A 17,087-nucleotide genomic window follows, 5' to 3' on the forward strand; every position below is an offset into this window, starting at 1 on the left:
TCATCATTCGACGGCGAACCGCAGTGCCAGCGCACAAGCGGGAGGAACCAGGGCCAGCGCCGCCAGCAGCGCGGCGCCGAGCAGCAGGAACGGCGTTGCGTGGACCTGGCCCGCCGCGCACGCCGTGACCGATCCGGCGCCGAAGATCAGCACCGGCGCGAACAGGGGCAGCAGCAGCAGGGCCTGCAGCACGCCGCCGCCGCGCAGTCCCAATGTCAGCGCGGCGCCGAGGGCGCCCAGCAGCGCCAGTACCGGCGTTCCCAGCGCGAACGATATCGACAGGGTCCAGCGGGAACACTGACTCAGGTCAAACAGCAGGCCCATGGCCGGCGCCATCAGCACCAAAGGCAGACCGGTTCCGATCCAGTGCGCGAGGATCTTGGCCAGCACCCATAGCGCGGCGGGCTCGGGCGACAGCAGCCATTGTTCGAGCGCGCCGTCGGCGTGGTCCTGCGCGAACAGCCGGTGTTGCGACAACAAGGCCGACAGCAGGGCGGCGACCCACAGTATCCCGGGCGCCATCGCCCGCAGGCGCGCGGCGTCGGCGCCCACGGCCAGGGGAAACAGGCAGGCGACCAGCACGAAAAAAAGCAGGGAGACGACGAGGTCGGCCCGCGCCCGGCAGGCCAGCAGCAGGTCTCGCCGCAGAACGGCGAAGAAGGGGGTGGACCACAGCGATGCGGCGGACCGGGACGCGGCGGTTGCGGGCGCGGCCTGGGAGGCGGGCTGGGCGGACGGCTTCATGCCGTGCCCCCGGCCAGGTCGAGCACGCGCGGCGCGCGCTCGAGCGGCACGTCCTGGTGGGTGGTCAGGACGACCCGTCCGCCGTCATCGCAATGACGCGTCAGGAGGCGCGCAAGGTGCGCCACGGTGGCGGCGTCGAGCGCGGTGAAGGGTTCATCCAGCAACCACAGTGCACGCGCCGGATGCAGCAGCAGCCGCGCCAGCACGGCGCGCCGCCGCTGGCCTTGCGACAGGACGCCCACGGGCAGGTCGAGCCCGGCTTCCAGGCCCATCCGGCAGAGCGCGTCCCGACAGGCCGCCGCCGTCGCGGGCAGGGCCTGGGCCTGGCAGAGCAGGCGCAGGTTTTCCAGCGGCGTCAGCAGGTCGTTGAGCGCATCGGCATGGCCGAGGTAGAGCAGATGCTGGCGGAAGCCGGCGCCCAGGCGCTGGATGTCCGTGCCGCGCCACCACACCGCGCCGCTATCCGCGCGGGCCAGGCCGCACAGGGTGCGCAGCAGGCTGGTCTTGCCATGGCCGTTGGGCGCGACCACGCGCAGCATCTGCCCGGCCCGCAATTGGAACGACAGGGGCGGGAACAGCAGGCGGTCCCCTTTCGAACAGGTGAGATCGCGCGCTTCAAGCATGGCCGGCGCCCATCCAGATATTCATGTAAACAACCCCCGCTTGGCCAAGGTGGCGCGACGCCGACAACGGAGTGGGATATTAAATAATCCGCGCCGCCGGTTTGCCCCGTTCAGGCCGTTTTTCGACTTTGTCGGACTGATTTACCTGTAGGCAAAAATGCCCGCGGTTCGCGCGAATTCAAATGCTGGCGGGTGGCCGATTCGGATCGGTCCGAGTTGTTCCGCTGAGGCCGTGTTGCGGGGTCGACGATTGACCGAGATCAACATGAATGTCGCACCGTCGCGTCAAATAAAAAAAGGCGACGGTCTGGCCACAGGCCGCGCTGGTTGTAGCGGTCCCGCGTCGTGCAAGCGCACGGCGCGCGGCCGGTCGTAGATGAAATTTGCAAAGTCGTATCCAGTGAAAAACAAATCAAAGCATCAAACCGGCATGGCCGCGGAGTGGGCGAAATTCCTGTCGCTGGCCTTCGTCGCATGTCCCGTCGTGGCCTTCCTGATGATCTGCGTGTTTGGATTCATCGTGTGGTTCGGACAGATTCTGTTTTGGGGCCCGCCGGCCTGAAAACGAAATCCGAGAAACCAGCCGGTTGGGCCTACACATGAAAAATCGCTTCAAGGCAGTCAAGACTGCAATTCACTGGGTGCTCGCGTTGTTGCTGCGCCCCTCCACCAGAATCGGACTGGGCGTCCTGGTCATCGGTGGATTCATCGGCGGCGTGACGTTCCTCGCGCTGTTCAATACCGGCATGAACGCCACCAATTCCGAGGCCTTCTGTATCTCGTGCCACTCGATGAGCGACACGGTGCTGCCCGAGCTGAAGCAGACGGTGCACTGGAAGAACCGCTCGGGGGTGCGCGCCCATTGTCCCGATTGCCACGTGCCGCACGACTTCACGTCCAAGGTGGCGCGCAAGATGCAGGCCTCGCGCGAGGTGCTGGGGCATCTGATGGGAACCATCGGCACGCCCGAGAAATTCAAGGAGCACCGCATCGTGCTCGCCACGCGCGAGTGGGCCCGCTTCAAGGCCAACAACTCCAAGGAATGCCGCAACTGCCATGACTACGCCAGCATGGACTTCGACAAGATGCGCGTGACGTCGCAGACCATCATGCATGGCGCGGCGGAACGCAACGCCAGCTGCGTCGACTGCCACAAGGGCATCGCGCACCACCTGCCCGAGGTCAAGTCGCAGGGCAATCCGGCGCTGGCGGCGCTCACATCCGAGGCCCGCGGCGCGGCCATCGAGACCGGCAAGCGCTATTACAGCGTCATGCCCCAGCCGCTCTACGCGGACCCGGAACTGACGCGGGAGATCGGCGCCATCGAGATCGCCACCGACGCCAAGGTGCTGCAGAAAAAGAACGACGCGGTGCAGGTCGAGCTGCAGCTCTGGCGGAAGAACAAGGGGTATGCGCGCGTGTTGTACGGCCGCTTCGGCCTGAACATCACCAGCGCCGTGCTGGCCAAGGAGGTCTCGCGGGACGATGACCTGATCCACGTGCTCGAGACCCAGGTCGACAAGGTCACCGGCCTGGAGTGGCAGAAGATTTCCGCCACGGTCTGGCTGCGCGGCGGCGGGCTGGTCGACAACGTCGAGCCGATCTGGGGCGTGGCCCGGCAGAGCTATTCGCAAAGCTGCAGCGTGTGCCATCGCCAGCCGAACGAGGCTTCGCACGACGCCAACCAATGGCCCGGGCTGTTTGGCGGCATGGTCGGATTCACCAACATGGACGACCCGACCGCGAAGCTGGTCCTGAAGTATCTGCAATTGCATTCCTCTGATTTCGTTGTAAAGGACGGTGTGGCCTCGGCCCACTGAGATAGTCATGAAGATTTCCCGTCGCCGGTTCATGGGCGGTATCGCCGCTTCGCTGGGTTCTTTCGCCATCCCGCCGCTGTTGCGCAATGGCAATGTGGTGCGCGCCGCGCAGGGGGGCTCGGGCGATGCCGGCCCCGGGCGCTGGCGATTTTCCGGCGCCCACTGGGGCGCCTTCCGGGCGCGCGTCGTGGCCGGCCGCGTGGTCGAAATCAAGCCGTTCGAGTTCGACAAGCACCCGACGCCGATCCTCGATGGCACGCTCGACGTGCTGTACAGCGCCTCGCGGGTGCGCTATCCCATGGTGCGGCTGGACTGGTACCGCAAGCGCGGCCAGTCCGGCGGCCTGCGCGGCGACAACCGCTTCATCCGGGTGGGGTGGGACGAGGCGCTGGACCTGGTCTATAGCGAGGTCGAGCGGGTCCAGAAGGACTACGGACCGTGGGCGCTGCACGTGGGCAACGTGGGCTGGCGTTCGGTGGGGCTGATGCACAGCTGCGGCAACCATATGCTGCGGGCCATGGGGATGCACAGCTACAGCGTGGGGACGGCGGGCGATTACTCGACCGGCGCCGGGCAGACCATATTGCCTTACGTGCTGGGGTCGACCGAGGTGTATTCGCAGGGCACGTCCTGGGACATCATCCTCAAGGAAACCCAGGTACTGGTTTTCTGGGCGAGCGATCCGATCAAGAACCTGCAGGTGGGTTGGAACACCGAGACGCACGAGGCCTACGCGTACTTCGAGCAGTTGAAGCAGAAGGTGGCCAACAACGAGATCCAGGTGATCTGCGTCGATCCGGTGAAAAGCAAGACGCGCAATTACCTGGAGTGCGAGCAGCAGTACGTCAACCCGCTGACGGACGTGGCCTTCATGCTGGGTATCGCCCATACGCTGTGGAAGGAAGGTCTGCACGACAAGAAGTTCCTCGAGACCTATGCGGTGGGCTTCGACGAATTCACCGCCTACCTGGATGGCAAGACCGAGGACAAGATCGAAAGAACGCCGGAATGGGCCGAGTCCATCTGCGGCGTGCCGGCGGCGCGGATACGCGAACTGGCGCGCCTGATGGCGGCCCATCGCACCCAGCTGATGTTCGGCTGGGCGATCCAGCGCCAGCAGCATGGCGAGCAACCCTACTGGATGGGCGCCATCCTGGCGGCGATGCTGGGCCAGATCGGCCTGCCCGGCGGCGGCATCAGCTTTTCGCATCACTACAGTTCGGTGGGCGTGTCGTCCTCCGGCGCGTCGATGCCTGGCGCCTTTCCCCTGAATCTGGATACCGGGCGCACGCCCCGCCACGAGAACAGCGACTACCAGGGATACAGCGCCGTCGTGCCGGTGTCCCGCGTCATCGACGCACTGCTGGAGCCGGGCAAGGAAATCAACTTCAACGGGCACAAGGTGAAACTGCCGCCGTACAAGGTGGCCCTGTTCTCGGGGTGCAACCAGTGGCACCGGCAGCAGGACCGCAACCGGATGAAGGCGGCCTACCAGAAGCTCGAGACGGTGGTGGCCATCGACTACAACTGGACCGCCACCTGCCGTTTCGCCGATATCGTGCTGCCGGCCTGCACGCCGTACGAGCGCAATGACATCGACGCGTATGGCTCATATTCGAACCGCGGCGTGATCGCCATGCACAAGCTGGTCGATCCGCTGTATCACTCGCGCTCGGATTTCGACATCTGGACGGACTTCTGCAAGCGCATGCAGCGCAACGTCGAATACACCCGCAACATGAGCGAGATGCAGTGGGTCGAATCGCTGTACGAAGACTGCCGCAAGGAAAACGCCGGCAAGGGGTATGCGATGCCGCCGTTCGCCGAATTCTGGGAGACAGGCTATGTGCTGTTCCCCGAAGGCCAGCCCTGGGTGCGGCACGCCGATTTCCGCGAGGACCCGGAGGTCAACGCGCTGGGCACGCCGTCCGGGTTCATCGAGATCTACAGCCGCAAGATCGCGGGGTTCGGTTACCGCGACTGCAAGGGGCATCCGGTCTGGATGGAAAAGGCCGAGCGTTCCCACAACGGGCCGCATTCGGACAAGTATCCGCTCTGGCTGCAATCGGCGCACCCGGATACCCGCCTGCATTCGCAGACCTGCGAATCGCCGACGCGACGCGCGACCTATACGATCCAGGGGCGCGAGCCGGTCTACCTCAGCCCCGAGGATGCCAAGCGGCGCGGCATCAGGCACGGAGACCTGGTGCGCGTCTTCAACGGCCGGGGCCAGTTGCTGGCGGGGGCGTCCATTTCCGCCAACTTCCCGCCGGGCGTCGTCCGCATCCAGGAAGGGGCCTGGTACGGGCCCACCGGCCCCGAGATCGGCGCGCTGGATACCTACGGGGATCCCAACACGCTGACGCTGGACATCGGCACCTCCGAGCTGGCGCAGGCGCCGAGCGCCAATACCTGCCTGGTGGAAATCGAGCTGTTCCAGGGAGCCGCGCCCGCGGTGACTGCGTTCGGCGGCCCCATCGAGGTGGACATCGGCGGCAAGGTCCTGGCGGGGCATTGACGCAATCGCCGGGCCGCCATCCGCGCGCGTGCCCGGCCGGCACCCGGTTTTCCTGGAGCATCAATTGGATAACGCTCGTATCGATCTGGATTGGGCCGCGATCTCCCATGCGCGGTCGCAAATCTATGGCTGGTTTTCGACGGTCTTCGCCAAGGAGCTGGGCCGTGAAGCCATGGCGCTTTACCTGGCGGGCGGCGTCGAGCCGCTGCTGTCCGTCTTTTCGAACCTGGGGCTGGCGCGGGAGGCCGAGGCGGTGGACGGCGTGCTGCGGGAGTGGGCGCAACACGGTGACGCCTTGCTGGAGAACGCCGCCGACTTTGCCGCGCTGTTCCTGCTGGAAGGGCGGCATTGCCCGATCCCCTATGCCTCGTACTACCTGGGCGACGGGGGGCTGCTCTATGGCAAGCCGGCGCAGTTGATGCGGTCGTTCCTGGCGTCCAGTCAGTTGCGCCTCGATGAACAGTTCAAGGAACCGGAAGACCACCTGTCCGTCATCCTGGCGTTGCTGTCGTGGTGGACCAAGGCGTGCGACCGCGCCGCGGACATCACGGCGCAGGCGCGCGATCAGGCGGCATTCATCGAATCCGCCCTGACGTCCTGGCTGGCGGCCTGGCAGGCCCGGATGGACGCGGTCGATGGCCTGGCCTTCCGTTTCTACCCGGCCGTGGGCGCCTTGCTGGCCGCCTTCGTGCGCGTGGACCTGGAATGCCTGAACACCTTCCGCTGAGCCTGACGCGGCGCATGCTGCGCGCGGCGCGGCCGTCGCGCCGCGTGGCCATCGTGCTCGTGGCCGGCGCGTTGACCTGCTATGGCGCGGTGCAGTTCTGGTCATCCCGCGACCCGGCCGTCGCCTTCCGTGAAAGCGGCGACGTCGCCCAGCTCATCGCCGCGGTCACTCGCCTGGAGCAACGCACCGCCCAGGCGCCGCAGGACTACGCCGCCCAGCGGCTGCTCGCGCACGGCTATCGCGCCATGGGCCGCCATGCCGACGCCGTCCACGCCTTCGGCAAGGCGTGGCCCCTGGTGCAGGACGACCCCGACGAACTGGCCCTGTTCGCCGCCACCCTCGCCATTTACCGAGGCGGCTTTTCCGGCAAGCCCGATGAGCTCCTGCAGCGCGCCCTGGCGGCCGACCCGTCCCACGCCAACGCCCTGATGCTCAAGGGCGCCTCGGCCTACGAGCGAGGCGACTTCGGACTTGCCCGGCGCACCTGGGAGCGCGTCCTGACCCAGGGCGGCCTGGACGACGAGGACCTTGAATGGGTCCGCGCGCAGATCGCCCGCCTCCCGGACCCGATGGTCACGACCGCGCAGGCTAAGACAATTCCTAAATAAACCCGTCCCCCATTGACCCGTATCAACTCTCTATATAACCAAAAGCGATAAGTTAATGACACAACAACACAATTCGCGGAGAAGTCTGTGTCTCACCCCCCACCCGAAGTCCCCCTCCCGGGCAAACGCGGTTTCCTGAAGAACCTGCTCGGCCTGAGCGCCGCCGCCACCATCATCCCCATCCGTGCCGAAGCCGGCACCGGCATCAACCAGCAACCCCCTCGTCGTCCCGGCATCCCCGGCAAGCGCTACGGCATGCTCGTCGACCTGCGCAAATGCATCGGCTGCCAGTCCTGTACGGTCAGCTGTTCGCTCGAGAACCTGCCGCCGGTCGGCCAGTTCCGCACCACCGTTCTGCAATACGAAGTCCAGCCCGACAGCGGCAGCCCCTGCGCCATGGTGATGCTGCCGCGCCTGTGCAACCACTGCGACAACCCGCCCTGTGTGCCGGTCTGTCCGGTGCAGGCCACGTTCCAGCGCGAGGACGGCATCGTGCTGGTCGACAACCAGCGCTGCGTCGGCTGCGGCTATTGCGTGCAGGCCTGTCCGTATGACGCCCGCTTCATCAATCACGACACCCAGACCGCCGACAAGTGCACCTTCTGCGAGCACCGGCTCGAAGCCGGCCTGCTGCCGGCCTGTGTCGAAAGCTGCGTGGGCGGCGCCCGCGTCATCGGCGACCTGAACGACCCCGACAGCGCCATCTCGCAACGGCTGGCCGAGCACCGTGCCGACATCAAGGTGCTCAAGCCCGAGATGAAGACCGATCCGCACGTCTATTACATCGGCCTGCCCGATGCCTTCGTGCACCAGATCGACGGCCAGGCCGGCGTGCGGCTGGCCGGTGGCCATTGAGAAGGGGAGCGCCATGCAGATCACCGAATTGCTGACGCCGGTCTACGACGCCGCCTGGCTGCCGTGGGCCGTGCAGTACTTTTTCCTTATCGGGATTGCCGCGACCGCGGCGTTGACCGCCGCCGGCGCCGCCTTCGGCGAGGCCGGCTCGCCGGCGCGCCGCCTGCTGCCGGCCGCGGTCACCGTGTTGCTGGTGTGCGCCATCGCGGCGCCCGTGTCGCTGCTGGCCGACCTGCACCAGCCGGGCCGGTTCTGGCATTTCTATACCCGGCTGACGCCGTGGTCGTGGATGTGGCTGGGGGCGTTGCTGCTGCCGGTCTTCACCGGACTGGCGGTGCTGTTCTGCGCCGCCTGGTGGTGGGGGCGCATGGTCTGGGTGCGGCTGCTGGGCATCGCGCTGGCGCTGTCGGCGGTGTCGATCCTGGTCTACACCGGCGCCGAGGTGATGGTGCTGCGGGCGCGGCCGCTGTGGCACACGCCGTTCCTGCCGCTGAATTTCGCGCTGACCGCGTGGCTGGGGGCGCTGGGGGCGATGTTCCTGGTGGCGCGCTGGCTGCCGGGCGGCCTGAAGGCGCTGCCGGTCGAGCTGCTGCGCCGCCTGAGCGTGACGGCGGTGGTGATGATGCTGATCGGCGCGGGCGCCTGGGTGCTGCTGGGCCTGCTCGGCCAGGACCCCTCGTTTGATGCCGCGTTGCGCCTGTTCGGCGAATTCCCGGTATGGCGCGCCAGCCTGGCCGGCGCCGTGGCCACCGGGTTCTGCATGATCGCGCTGCTGCAACGCGCGCCGCGCGCGCTGGCGGCGCCGCTGCCGTCGGCGGCGCTGGCGCTGACCATGCTGGCCGCCGCCTGGATCTTCCGCTGGGTGGTGTTCATGAGCGTGCAGGGCGTGCCCAAGTATGGCGCCGGCCTGTACCTGTACGACATGCCCTGGGGCAGCGACGGCCTGCTCGGCATGATCGGCGTGCTGGGCCTGTGCGCCGCGCTGGTCGCCGCCGTGACCTACGCGCTGGAACTGTTCCCGGCCCGCACCCGCGGCCTGGTCGCCTGAGGGCGCCGGCCCGACACGAATTCGCATCGAGATGACCATGGACAAGCGACACCAAGACGACAAGCCCGACGCCCACGCGGACGGACCCGATCAACCCGACAACGCCGCGCGCCGCAAGCTGATCGCGCGCGGCGGCGTGGTCGCCGGCGGCATGGCCGCGTTCGCGGCCGGCTACGGCGAGACCGTCGCCAAGGCCGTTAAAGGCCTGGCCCAGGGCACGGCCGGCGTGCCCACCGCGCACGCCGTGCGCGGCAATTCGCTGACGCCGGAATTCCGCATCGATCCGGTCAGCGGGCTGCTGTCGGCTCAGCCGGGCCAGACCGTCAGCCCCTCCAGCTGCCTGGGCTGCTGGACGCAGTGCGGCGTGCGCCTGCGCGTCGATACCGCGGCCAACCGCATCCTGCGGGTGGCCGGCAACCCGTACCACCCGCTGGCCACCACGCGGCCGGCGGCGATGGAGACGCCGGTGCGCGAGACCTACGCGCAACTGGGCGGCGACAACGGCCTGGAAGGGCGCGCCACGTCCTGTGCGCGCGGCTCGGCCATGCTGGAGCAGATGCACAGTCCGTACCGCGTGCTGCAGCCGCTCAAGCGCGTCGGCGGCCGGGGCGAAGGCAAGTGGCAGACGATTTCGTTCGAGCAGCTGGTGCAGGAGGTGTGCGAGGGCGGCGACCTGTTCGGCGAGGGCCACGTGGACGGCCTGCGCGCGATCTTCGACCGCGACACGCCGCTGGACCCGGCCAACCCGGAGTACGGCGCCAAGGTCAACCAGTTCCTGTTCACCGATGCGTCCAACGAAGGCCGCACGCCGCTGATCCAGCGCTTTGCCGGCCAGTCGTTCGGCACCGTCAACTTCAGCAACCACGGCTCGTACTGCGGCCAGAGCTTCCGCGTCGGCGCGGGCGCGGCGCTGGGCGATCTGAAGGGCATGCCGCACGGCAAGCCGGATTGGGACAACGCCCGCTTCGGCCTGTTCATCGGCGCGGCGCCGGCGCAGGCCGGCAACCCGTTCCAGCGCCAGGCGCGCCAGCTGGCCGAGGCCCGCACCCGGCCGGAGGAAACCGGCTTCACCTATGTAGTGGTGTCGCCGATGCTGCCGGCCTCGTCCAGTCTGTCGGCGGGCTCCGGCAATGAGTGGGTGCCCGTCAATCCCGCCAGCGACCTGGCGCTGGCGATGGGGCTGATCCGCTGGATCCTGGACAACGAGCGCTTCGATGCGCGGGCGCTGGCGCAGCCGGGTCCCGCGGCCATGAAGGCGGCGGGCGAGGCGGCGTGGACCAATGCCACGCACCTGGTGATCGCCGAACCTGGTCATCCGCGCCTGGGCAGCTTCCTGCGCGGCGCCGACCTGGGTTGGGCCAGGCCGGCCGATGCCGGCGAGAAATGGGAAGACGTGTACGTGGTGCGGCGAGAGGACGGCACGCTGGCGCCGCATACCGGCGCGCTGCCGGCCACGCTGTTCGTGGACGAGGCGGTGGCGGCGCCGGGCCTGGCGGGCGCGCCGGCCGCGCTGCGGGTATGCAGCGCGCTGGCGCTGCTGCGCGATGAAGCGCGGCGCAAGTCGCCGGCGGAATACGCCGCGCTGTGCGGCGTGCCGGCGGCCAAGATCGCCGAGCTGGCCGAACGTTTCACCAGCCACGGCAAGCGCGCCGTGGCGGATGCGCACGGCGGCACCATGAGCGGGGCGGGCTTCTACACCGCGTATGCCATCGCCATGCTCAACACGCTGGTGGGCAACCTCAACGTCGAGGGCGGCCTGGTGCTGGACGCCGGCCCGTTCCCGCCGTATGGCGCGGGGCCGCGCTACAACATCGCGGGCTTCGCCAACCGCGCCACGCCCAAGGGCGTGGGCCTGTCGCGCAACCGTTTCCCGTACGAGAAATCGAGCGAGTTCAAGCGCAAGCAGGCCGCCGGCCAGCCGGTTTATCCGGCCGCGGCGCCCTGGTATCCGGCCACCGGCGGGCTGAGTTCCGAGATGCTGGCGTCGGCGCTGGCGGGCTATCCGTACCGCGCCAAGGTCTGGTTCAACCACATGAGCAACCCGGTCTACGGCATCGCCGGGCTGAAGAACGTGCTGCTGGACAAGCTGAAGGATCCGAAGCTCCTGCCGCTGTCGGTGTCGATCAATCCGTTCATCAACGAGACCAACGCGCTGGCCGACTACATCGTGCCCGACACCGTCACCTATGAAAGCTGGGGCGTGTCGGCGCCGTGGGCCGACGTGGTGGCCAAGGCGTCGACGGTGCGCTGGCCGGCGGTCGAGCCGCGCGTGGCGCGCAGCGCCGACGGCGCGCCGGTGTGCCTGGAGTCGTTCCTGATCGCCTGCGCCAAGCGCATCGGCATGCCGGGCTTCGGCGCCAACGCCATCGCCGACCAGGATGGCAACCGCTATCCGCTGGACACGGCCGAGGACTTCTTCCTGCGCGGCATCGCCAACATCGCCTTCGGCGCGGGGCGGCCGGTGCCCGAGGCCAGCGATGACGACCTGGAACTGACCGGCGTGGCGCGCTATCGCGATACGCTGCAAGGCAAGCTCAAGCCCGAGGAATGGCGGCGCGTGGCCATGGTGATGAGCCGGGGCGGACGCTTCGACCGCATGCCGGATGCCTGGAACGATGCCGGCCAGACGCGTCAGGCCTGGGCCAAGCCGCTGCAGGTCTGGAGCGAGGAACTGGCGGGCTTTCGCCACGCGATGACGGGCGAGCGCTATAGCGGCTGCCCGACCTGGTATCCGGCGCGGCTGGCCGACGGGCGCGATGTGCGCCAGCAGTATCCGCGGGCGGACTGGCCGTTCCTCTTGAGTTCGTTCAAGTCCAACCTGATGAGCTCGATGTCGATCGGGGTGGACCGGTTGCGCCAGGTGCATCCGCACAACCCGGTGTCGATCAACCGCCAGGACGGCGAACGGATGGGTTTGCGCAATGGCGACCGGGTGCGCATCGTCACGCCGGGCGGGGCGGTGACCGGTTTGGCGTTGCTGCGCGACGGCATCCAGCCGGGCGCGGTCGGCATCGAGCATGGCTACGGCCATACCGAGCTGGGCGCGCGCGCCCATCTGGTGGATGGTCAGCCGATGCCGCACGATCCGGCGCTGGCGGCGGGCGTGAACCTGAACGACCTGGGGTTCGGCGATGCGACGCGCGGCGAACATGCCAACGTCTGGATCGACTGGGTCTCGGGCGCGGCGGTGCGGCAGGGGTTGCCGGCGCGCATCGAGCGGGCCTGAGGCTGCGTCGCGGCGCCGGGCAACGCCGGCGCCGCGATGGGCGACGGCGCTGGGACGCTAGCGCAGCACGGTGTCGGCCACCAGTTCCAGCCCGCTGGCCGGCACGTCGGTTTCCACCGGCGTGCCGCCCACGTCGCCGGGCTGCGGCATCGCCGTGCCCGAGCGGCTGACGCGGATTTCGACGCGCACGCGGCCGGCGCTGGACAACAGCGCCTGCGGCGACATGGCGTTGCTGTCGTCGAGCGTGAAGGCGCGCGGCAGGTCGGCGGCGCGCAGCCGCAACACGGCCAGCGGCATGCGCGAACCCGAGGCGGGGCGCGCCAGGATGAAGACGGTGTCGGTCGGTTGCACCTGGGCCATCAGGGCGGGGGCGATCCGCGCCTGGCCGCTGAGGCGGCCCGGGGCGGCGGCCTGGCTCGCCGGTGGCGTGGCGGCGGACGCTTGCGAAGGCGAGGATTGGGCGGTCACCGGAGCCTGGGCCGGCGTCGCGGGCTGCGCGCCGCCAGCCGATGCGACCGCGCGGGCCTGGGCGATGTTGGATTCGATCTGGCGCGCGGCCTCGGAATCCGGCGGCAGCAAGCTTTGCAGGCGCTGCCAGTATTCCAGCGCCTGGGCGGCGTCGCCGCGCCGCAGGGCCATCATGCCGGCCAGCGCCAGGGCCTTGGGCTGGTCGGGGTTGACCGCCAGCGCCTGCGCCACCGCCGCGATCGAGGCCGCGTCCGGCGCGCCCTGGTTGGCGGACAGCAGCGCGTCGGCCAGGTCGGCCAGCACCTGCGGCTGCGCCGGCGCCAGCCGCAGCACTTCGCGGTAGGCGGCGGCCGCGTCGGTGTAGCGGCCCAGGGTTTCGTAGGAGCGCGCCAGCGTGTACCAGCCCTCGGCGTCATCCGGCGCGGCGCGCAGGCGCTGGGCCAGCGCGTTGATGGCCAGCGCCATGGCGTCGCCGTCGTCGCCGGCATGCGGTTCGGCGGCGCCGGCCGTGGCCACGGTGGCGGCGGCGCGCGGGTTGCCCAGGTGCTGATAGAGCAGGGCCGCCGCCAGCGGCACCGCCAGACTCAACAGGCAGGCGACGGCGATGCCGGCGCGCTGGCCCGCGGCCGACGGCGCCGCCGTGCCGCGCCGGGCCAGGTCCTGCAGCAGGTCGCGTTGCAGTTCCTCGTCGGCGCGCATGGCCGCGTCGGCGCTCAGGGCGCCATCGCGCTGGTCGCGCCGCAACTGCTCGCGCTGCGCCAGGTAGAAGGCGCGCAGGCCGGCATCGGCCGCGTTGTCCTCGGCCGGCGGCGGACGGCGCAGCAGCGGCGGCACCAGGCACAGCAGGGTGGCCAGCAACAGTACCAGTACGGATAGCCAGAGCGCGGTCATGGGCCGCTATCCAGGTAGCGCGCCGCGCGGGCGCGTTCGTCGGTGGTCAGCGGCGGCCGGCTGCGGGGCCGCCGCGCCACGGTGCGCCACAGCACCGCGAAGCCCAGCGCCAGCAGCGCGAACGGGCCCAGCCACAGCAGCCAGGTGATGGGCTTGAAGGGCGGCTCATAGCGCACGAAATCGCCGTAGCGGTCTTCGAAGAAACGCATGATCTGCGCGTCGCTGCGGCCCTCGGCCAGCTGGCTCCGGATCAGGTTGCGCATGTCGTGCGCCAGCGGCGCGTTGGATTCGGCCAGCGACTGGTTCTGGCACACCAGGCAGCGCAGGCCATGGGCCAGGTGCTCGGCGCGCTGCTCCAGCGCTGGCGGCAGCGGGGGCGACGGCACCTGGGCCCGGGCCGGCGCCAGCGACCCCAGCGCCAGCAGCAATGCCAGCAGCGGCGCGGCCAGGCCATGGCCCGGGCGGCGCCGCGGCGGCTGGCCGCCGTGACCCTCCTGGATGCCCGGCGATTGCGCCGGGCGCCAGGCCGGGGCGGGCGCGGGATGGCGGGACCGCGTCATCATTGCAGCGCCTCGATCATCGGTTGCAGCCGGGTGCGCCAGATATCCGGCGTGATCAGGCCCAACTGGCGGTAGCGGATGCGGCCGGCGCTGTCGATGACGAAGGTCTCGGGCACGCCGTAGACGCCGTATTCGATGCCGACGCGGCCGTCGACGTCGCTGGCGGACGCAATGTACGGATCGCCATGACGGCCCAGCCAGGCCAGCGCGTCCTCCGGCTTGTCCTTGTAGTTCAGGCCGTACAGCGGCACGTTGTGCCGCCGCGCCACCTCGCGCAGCACCGGCAGTTCCTCGCGGCAGGGCGCGCACCACGAGGCCCACACGTTCAGCAGCCAGACCTTGCCGCGCATCGCCTGCACGTCCAGCCGCTCGCCGGGCGCGTGCAGCAGCGGCAGGCCGATGGCGGGGGCGGGCTTGTCGATCATGGCCGAGGGCACGGCTCGCGGATCGCGCGACAGCCCCATGGCCAGGAACACCGCCATGGCGAGAAAGACCGCGAGCGGCACCAGGTATCGCAGCATCAGTAGCCCTCGCGCGGCGTGGCCGGCACGGCGCCGGCGCGGGGGTGGGCGGCCCGCGCCGCTTGCTGGCGGTAGCGCCTGTCGCCCGCGGCCAGCAGGCCGCCCAGCGCCATCAGCAGGCAGCCGGACCAGATCCACGCCATGAACGGCTTGACCTGGATGCGCACCGTCCAGGCGCTGCCGCCGGCCGGTTCGCCCAGGGCCACGAACAGGTCGCGGGTGAAGCCGCTGTCGATCGCGGCCTGGCTCAGCGGCATGTCCTGCACCGTGTAGAGGCGCTTCTCCGGATACAGCGTGGTGACGGGCCGGCCGTCGGCGCGGGTGACGCGGAATTCGGCGCGCTGCGCGCTGTAGTTGGGGCCGGTGGCCGGCGCCAGCGCGGCGAAGGTGAAGCGGTAGCCGCCGGCCTCCTGCACCGCGCCCAGGTCCAGCCGCAGTTCCTGCTTGACCTCGTAGCCGTTGGCCAGGGTGGCGCCGGCGATGAAGACGCCGATGCCGGCGTGCGCCAGCAGCATGCCGTACCAGGCGCGCGGCTGGCGCCCCAGGCGCCGCAGCCAGTGGCCGTCGCCGTCGGTCAGGCGCTGCCAGGCGTGGGCGGCGGCGCTGGCGATCGACCAGGCCGCCAGCCACAGGCCCAGGATCACCAGCGGCGAGCCCAGCCGCGCCGGACCCGGCATGGCCAGCGGCAGCAGCACCGCCGTGGCCACGCTGACGCCGAAGGCGACGCGCAGCCGGCGGCCCAGGTCGGGCGCCTGCGCCTGCTTCCAGCGCGCCACCGGGCCGACGCCCATCAGGAAGATGGCCGGCGTCATCAGCGGCACGAACACGGCCTCGAAGTAGGGCGGGCCGATGGAGATCTTGCCCCAGTCCAGCACGTCCAGCGCCACCGGGTACAGCGTGCCCAGCAGCACCGAGGCGGCGGCCACGGTCAGCACCACGTTGTTGGCCAGCAGCAGCGATTCGCGCGACAGCAGCGCGAAGCCGCCGCCCAGGCCGACCTTGGGCGCGCGCCAGGCGTACAGCGTGAGCGAGCCGCCCACCACCAGCGTCATGAAGCCCAGGATGTACAGGCCGCGTCCCGGATCGACCGCGAAGGCGTGGACCGAGGTCAGCACGCCCGAGCGCACCAGGAAAGTCCCCAGCAGGCTGAGCGAGAACGCGCACAGGGCCAGCAGCACGGTCCAGCTGCGGAACGCGCCGCGCCGTTCGGTGACGATGAGCGAATGGATCAGCGCGGTGCCCGCCAGCCACGGCATGAAGGAGGCGTTTTCGACCGGGTCCCAGAACCACCAGCCGCCCCAGCCCAGCACGTAGTAGGCCCAGGCGCTGCCGAGCAGGATGCCGAGGGTCAGGAAGGTCCAGGCCGCCAGCGTCCACGGCCGCACCCAGCGCGCCCACAGCGCGTCCAGTTCGCCCGACAGCAGCGCGGCGATGGCGAAGGCGAAGGCGACCGAGAAGCCGACGTAGCCCATGTACAGCATGGGCGGATGCACGATCATGCCCGGGTCCTGCAGCAGCGGGTTGAGGTCGCGGCCGGCCATGGCCGGCGGCATCAGGCGCTCGAAGGGGTTGGACAGGAACAGCAGGAATAGCAGGAAGCCGGCGCTGATCCAGCCCATCACCGCCAGCACCCGGGCGACGAAGGCCAGCGGCAGGCGCCCGCTGCGCAGCGCCACCGCCAGGGTCCAGGCGCTGAGCAGATACAGCCACAGCAGCAGCGAGCCTTCGTGGCCGCCCCAGACGGCGGCGAAGCGGTAGGCGGCGGGCAGGTCGGCATGCGAATTGGCGGCCACGTACAGCACCGAATAGTCGTTTTTCAGGAATGACCAGGCCAGGCAGCCGATGGCCACCGTGGCCAGGCCGAACTGCGCCACGGCGGCGGGCCGCGCCACCGCCATGCCGGGCCGCCAGCCGGTGGCCGCGCCGACCAGCGGCAGCGTGCCCTGCGCCAGCGCCGCCAGCAGCGCCAGGATCAGGCTGAAGAGGCCGATCTCCGGGATCATCGCGCGTCCGCCCGCGCCGTGTTGGCGGTGGCGCCGGCGGCGGCGCGCTTGAGCGCGTCGGCGGCTTCGGGCGGCATGTAGTTCTCGTCGTGCTTGGCCAGCACTTCGGAGGCATGGAACACGCCGTCGGCGTCGAGCTTGCCGGCGGCCACCACGCCCTTGCCCTCGCGGAACAGGTCGGGCAGCAGGCCCTGGTAGGTCACGGGCACCGCGTGCGCGGTGTCGGTGACGATGAAGCGCAGCTTCAGCCCGTCGCGCTGCACCGAGCCTTCCTGCACCAGGCCGCCGACGCGAAAGCTGCCATGGGTCGGCGCCTCGCGCGCCGCCACCTGGGTCGGCGTGAAGAAGAACACCAGGTTCGATTGCAGCGCGTTGAGCACCAGCGCGACGGCCGCGGCCAGCAGGCCCAGGCCGCCCAGCAGCGCCAGGACGCGGCGCCGGCGCGGGCTCATCGGCCGTCCCCGGCGCGCAGCCG

Annotated in this window: 15 protein-coding genes; 8 read left to right on the top strand and 7 right to left on the bottom strand. The window is 69.8% G+C overall.

Annotated features, from left to right (window positions below; all coding sequences use genetic code 11):
• Positions 1–3: 3 nt before the first annotated feature.
• Both ccmB and ccmA read right to left on the bottom strand, forming a co-directional pair.
• Positions 4–744: a heme exporter protein CcmB gene (gene ccmB, locus H0523_RS20055; protein WP_082404556.1), complete on the bottom strand. Its 741-nt coding sequence runs from the start codon at positions 742–744 to the stop codon at positions 4–6.
• On the bottom strand, positions 741–1,367 hold the full coding sequence (gene ccmA / locus H0523_RS20060) for a cytochrome c biogenesis heme-transporting ATPase CcmA (protein WP_054432213.1): 627 nt from the start codon (positions 1,365–1,367) through the stop codon (positions 741–743). Before ccmA ends, ccmB begins: the two co-directional genes overlap by 4 nt.
• A gap of 400 nt (positions 1,368–1,767) precedes the next feature.
• Here ccmA and H0523_RS20065 point away from each other — a divergent pair, with 400 nt between their 5' ends.
• From H0523_RS20065 to H0523_RS20100, 8 genes are all read left to right on the top strand, one after another.
• On the top strand, positions 1,768–1,929 hold the full coding sequence (locus H0523_RS20065) for a hypothetical protein (protein WP_156333429.1): 162 nt from the start codon (positions 1,768–1,770) through the stop codon (positions 1,927–1,929).
• A 37-nt stretch (positions 1,930–1,966) separates the two neighbouring features.
• On the top strand, positions 1,967–3,187 hold the full coding sequence (gene torC, locus H0523_RS20070; protein WP_054432211.1) for a pentaheme c-type cytochrome TorC: 1,221 nt from the start codon (positions 1,967–1,969) through the stop codon (positions 3,185–3,187).
• 7 nt (positions 3,188–3,194) lie between these two features.
• Positions 3,195–5,705: a trimethylamine-N-oxide reductase TorA gene (torA, locus tag H0523_RS20075; RefSeq protein ID WP_054432210.1), complete on the top strand. Its 2,511-nt coding sequence runs from the start codon at positions 3,195–3,197 to the stop codon at positions 5,703–5,705.
• Positions 5,706–5,769: 64 nt separating this feature from the next.
• Entirely contained in the window at positions 5,770–6,432 is a 663-nt protein-coding gene (gene torD / locus H0523_RS20080; protein WP_231689903.1) for a molecular chaperone TorD, read from the top strand.
• Positions 6,411–7,040: a tetratricopeptide repeat protein gene (locus H0523_RS20085; protein WP_156350144.1), complete on the top strand. Its 630-nt coding sequence runs from the start codon at positions 6,411–6,413 to the stop codon at positions 7,038–7,040. The genes torD and H0523_RS20085 overlap by 22 nt, the downstream gene beginning before the upstream one ends.
• 87 nt (positions 7,041–7,127) lie before the next feature.
• Positions 7,128–7,895 (top strand): sulfate reduction electron transfer complex DsrMKJOP subunit DsrO, encoded by a 768-nt coding sequence (dsrO, locus tag H0523_RS20090; RefSeq protein WP_054432208.1) that lies wholly within the window; start codon positions 7,128–7,130, stop codon positions 7,893–7,895.
• Positions 7,896–7,908: 13 nt separating this feature from the next.
• On the top strand, positions 7,909–8,943 hold the full coding sequence (gene nrfD, locus H0523_RS20095; RefSeq protein WP_054432207.1) for an NrfD/PsrC family molybdoenzyme membrane anchor subunit: 1,035 nt from the start codon (positions 7,909–7,911) through the stop codon (positions 8,941–8,943).
• A 37-nt stretch (positions 8,944–8,980) separates the two neighbouring features.
• Positions 8,981–12,169 (top strand): tetrathionate reductase subunit A, encoded by a 3,189-nt coding sequence (locus H0523_RS20100; protein WP_156350142.1) that lies wholly within the window; start codon positions 8,981–8,983, stop codon positions 12,167–12,169.
• 57 nt (positions 12,170–12,226) lie between these two features.
• Here H0523_RS20100 and ccmI read toward each other — a convergent pair whose 3' ends face one another.
• From ccmI to ccmE, 5 genes are read right to left on the bottom strand one after another with little or no spacing between them, the layout of a single operon-like run.
• A complete protein-coding gene (gene ccmI / locus H0523_RS20105; protein WP_054432205.1) occupies positions 12,227–13,528 on the bottom strand; it encodes a c-type cytochrome biogenesis protein CcmI in 1,302 nt (433 codons plus the stop codon).
• Positions 13,525–14,091, bottom strand: coding sequence for a cytochrome c-type biogenesis protein (locus H0523_RS20110; RefSeq protein ID WP_231689902.1), 567 nt, complete (start codon positions 14,089–14,091; stop codon positions 13,525–13,527). The genes ccmI and H0523_RS20110 overlap by 4 nt, the downstream gene beginning before the upstream one ends.
• Entirely contained in the window at positions 14,088–14,609 is a 522-nt protein-coding gene (locus H0523_RS20115; protein ID WP_054432204.1) for a DsbE family thiol:disulfide interchange protein, read from the bottom strand. The genes H0523_RS20110 and H0523_RS20115 overlap by 4 nt, the downstream gene beginning before the upstream one ends.
• The gene (locus H0523_RS20120) at positions 14,609–16,612 is read right to left on the bottom strand and encodes a heme lyase CcmF/NrfE family subunit (protein ID WP_054432203.1); all 2,004 of its coding nucleotides are present in this window, start codon (positions 16,610–16,612) and stop codon (positions 14,609–14,611) included. Before H0523_RS20120 ends, H0523_RS20115 begins: the two co-directional genes overlap by 1 nt.
• Positions 16,609–17,064, bottom strand: coding sequence for a cytochrome c maturation protein CcmE (gene ccmE, locus H0523_RS20125; RefSeq protein WP_054432202.1), 456 nt, complete (start codon positions 17,062–17,064; stop codon positions 16,609–16,611). The genes H0523_RS20120 and ccmE overlap by 4 nt, the downstream gene beginning before the upstream one ends.
• Between the last annotated feature and the right edge of the window lie 23 nt (positions 17,065–17,087).

It is taken from the genome of Achromobacter insuavis (assembly GCF_902859645.1).
Taxonomy (GTDB): Bacteria; Pseudomonadota; Gammaproteobacteria; order Burkholderiales; family Burkholderiaceae_B; genus Achromobacter; species Achromobacter insuavis.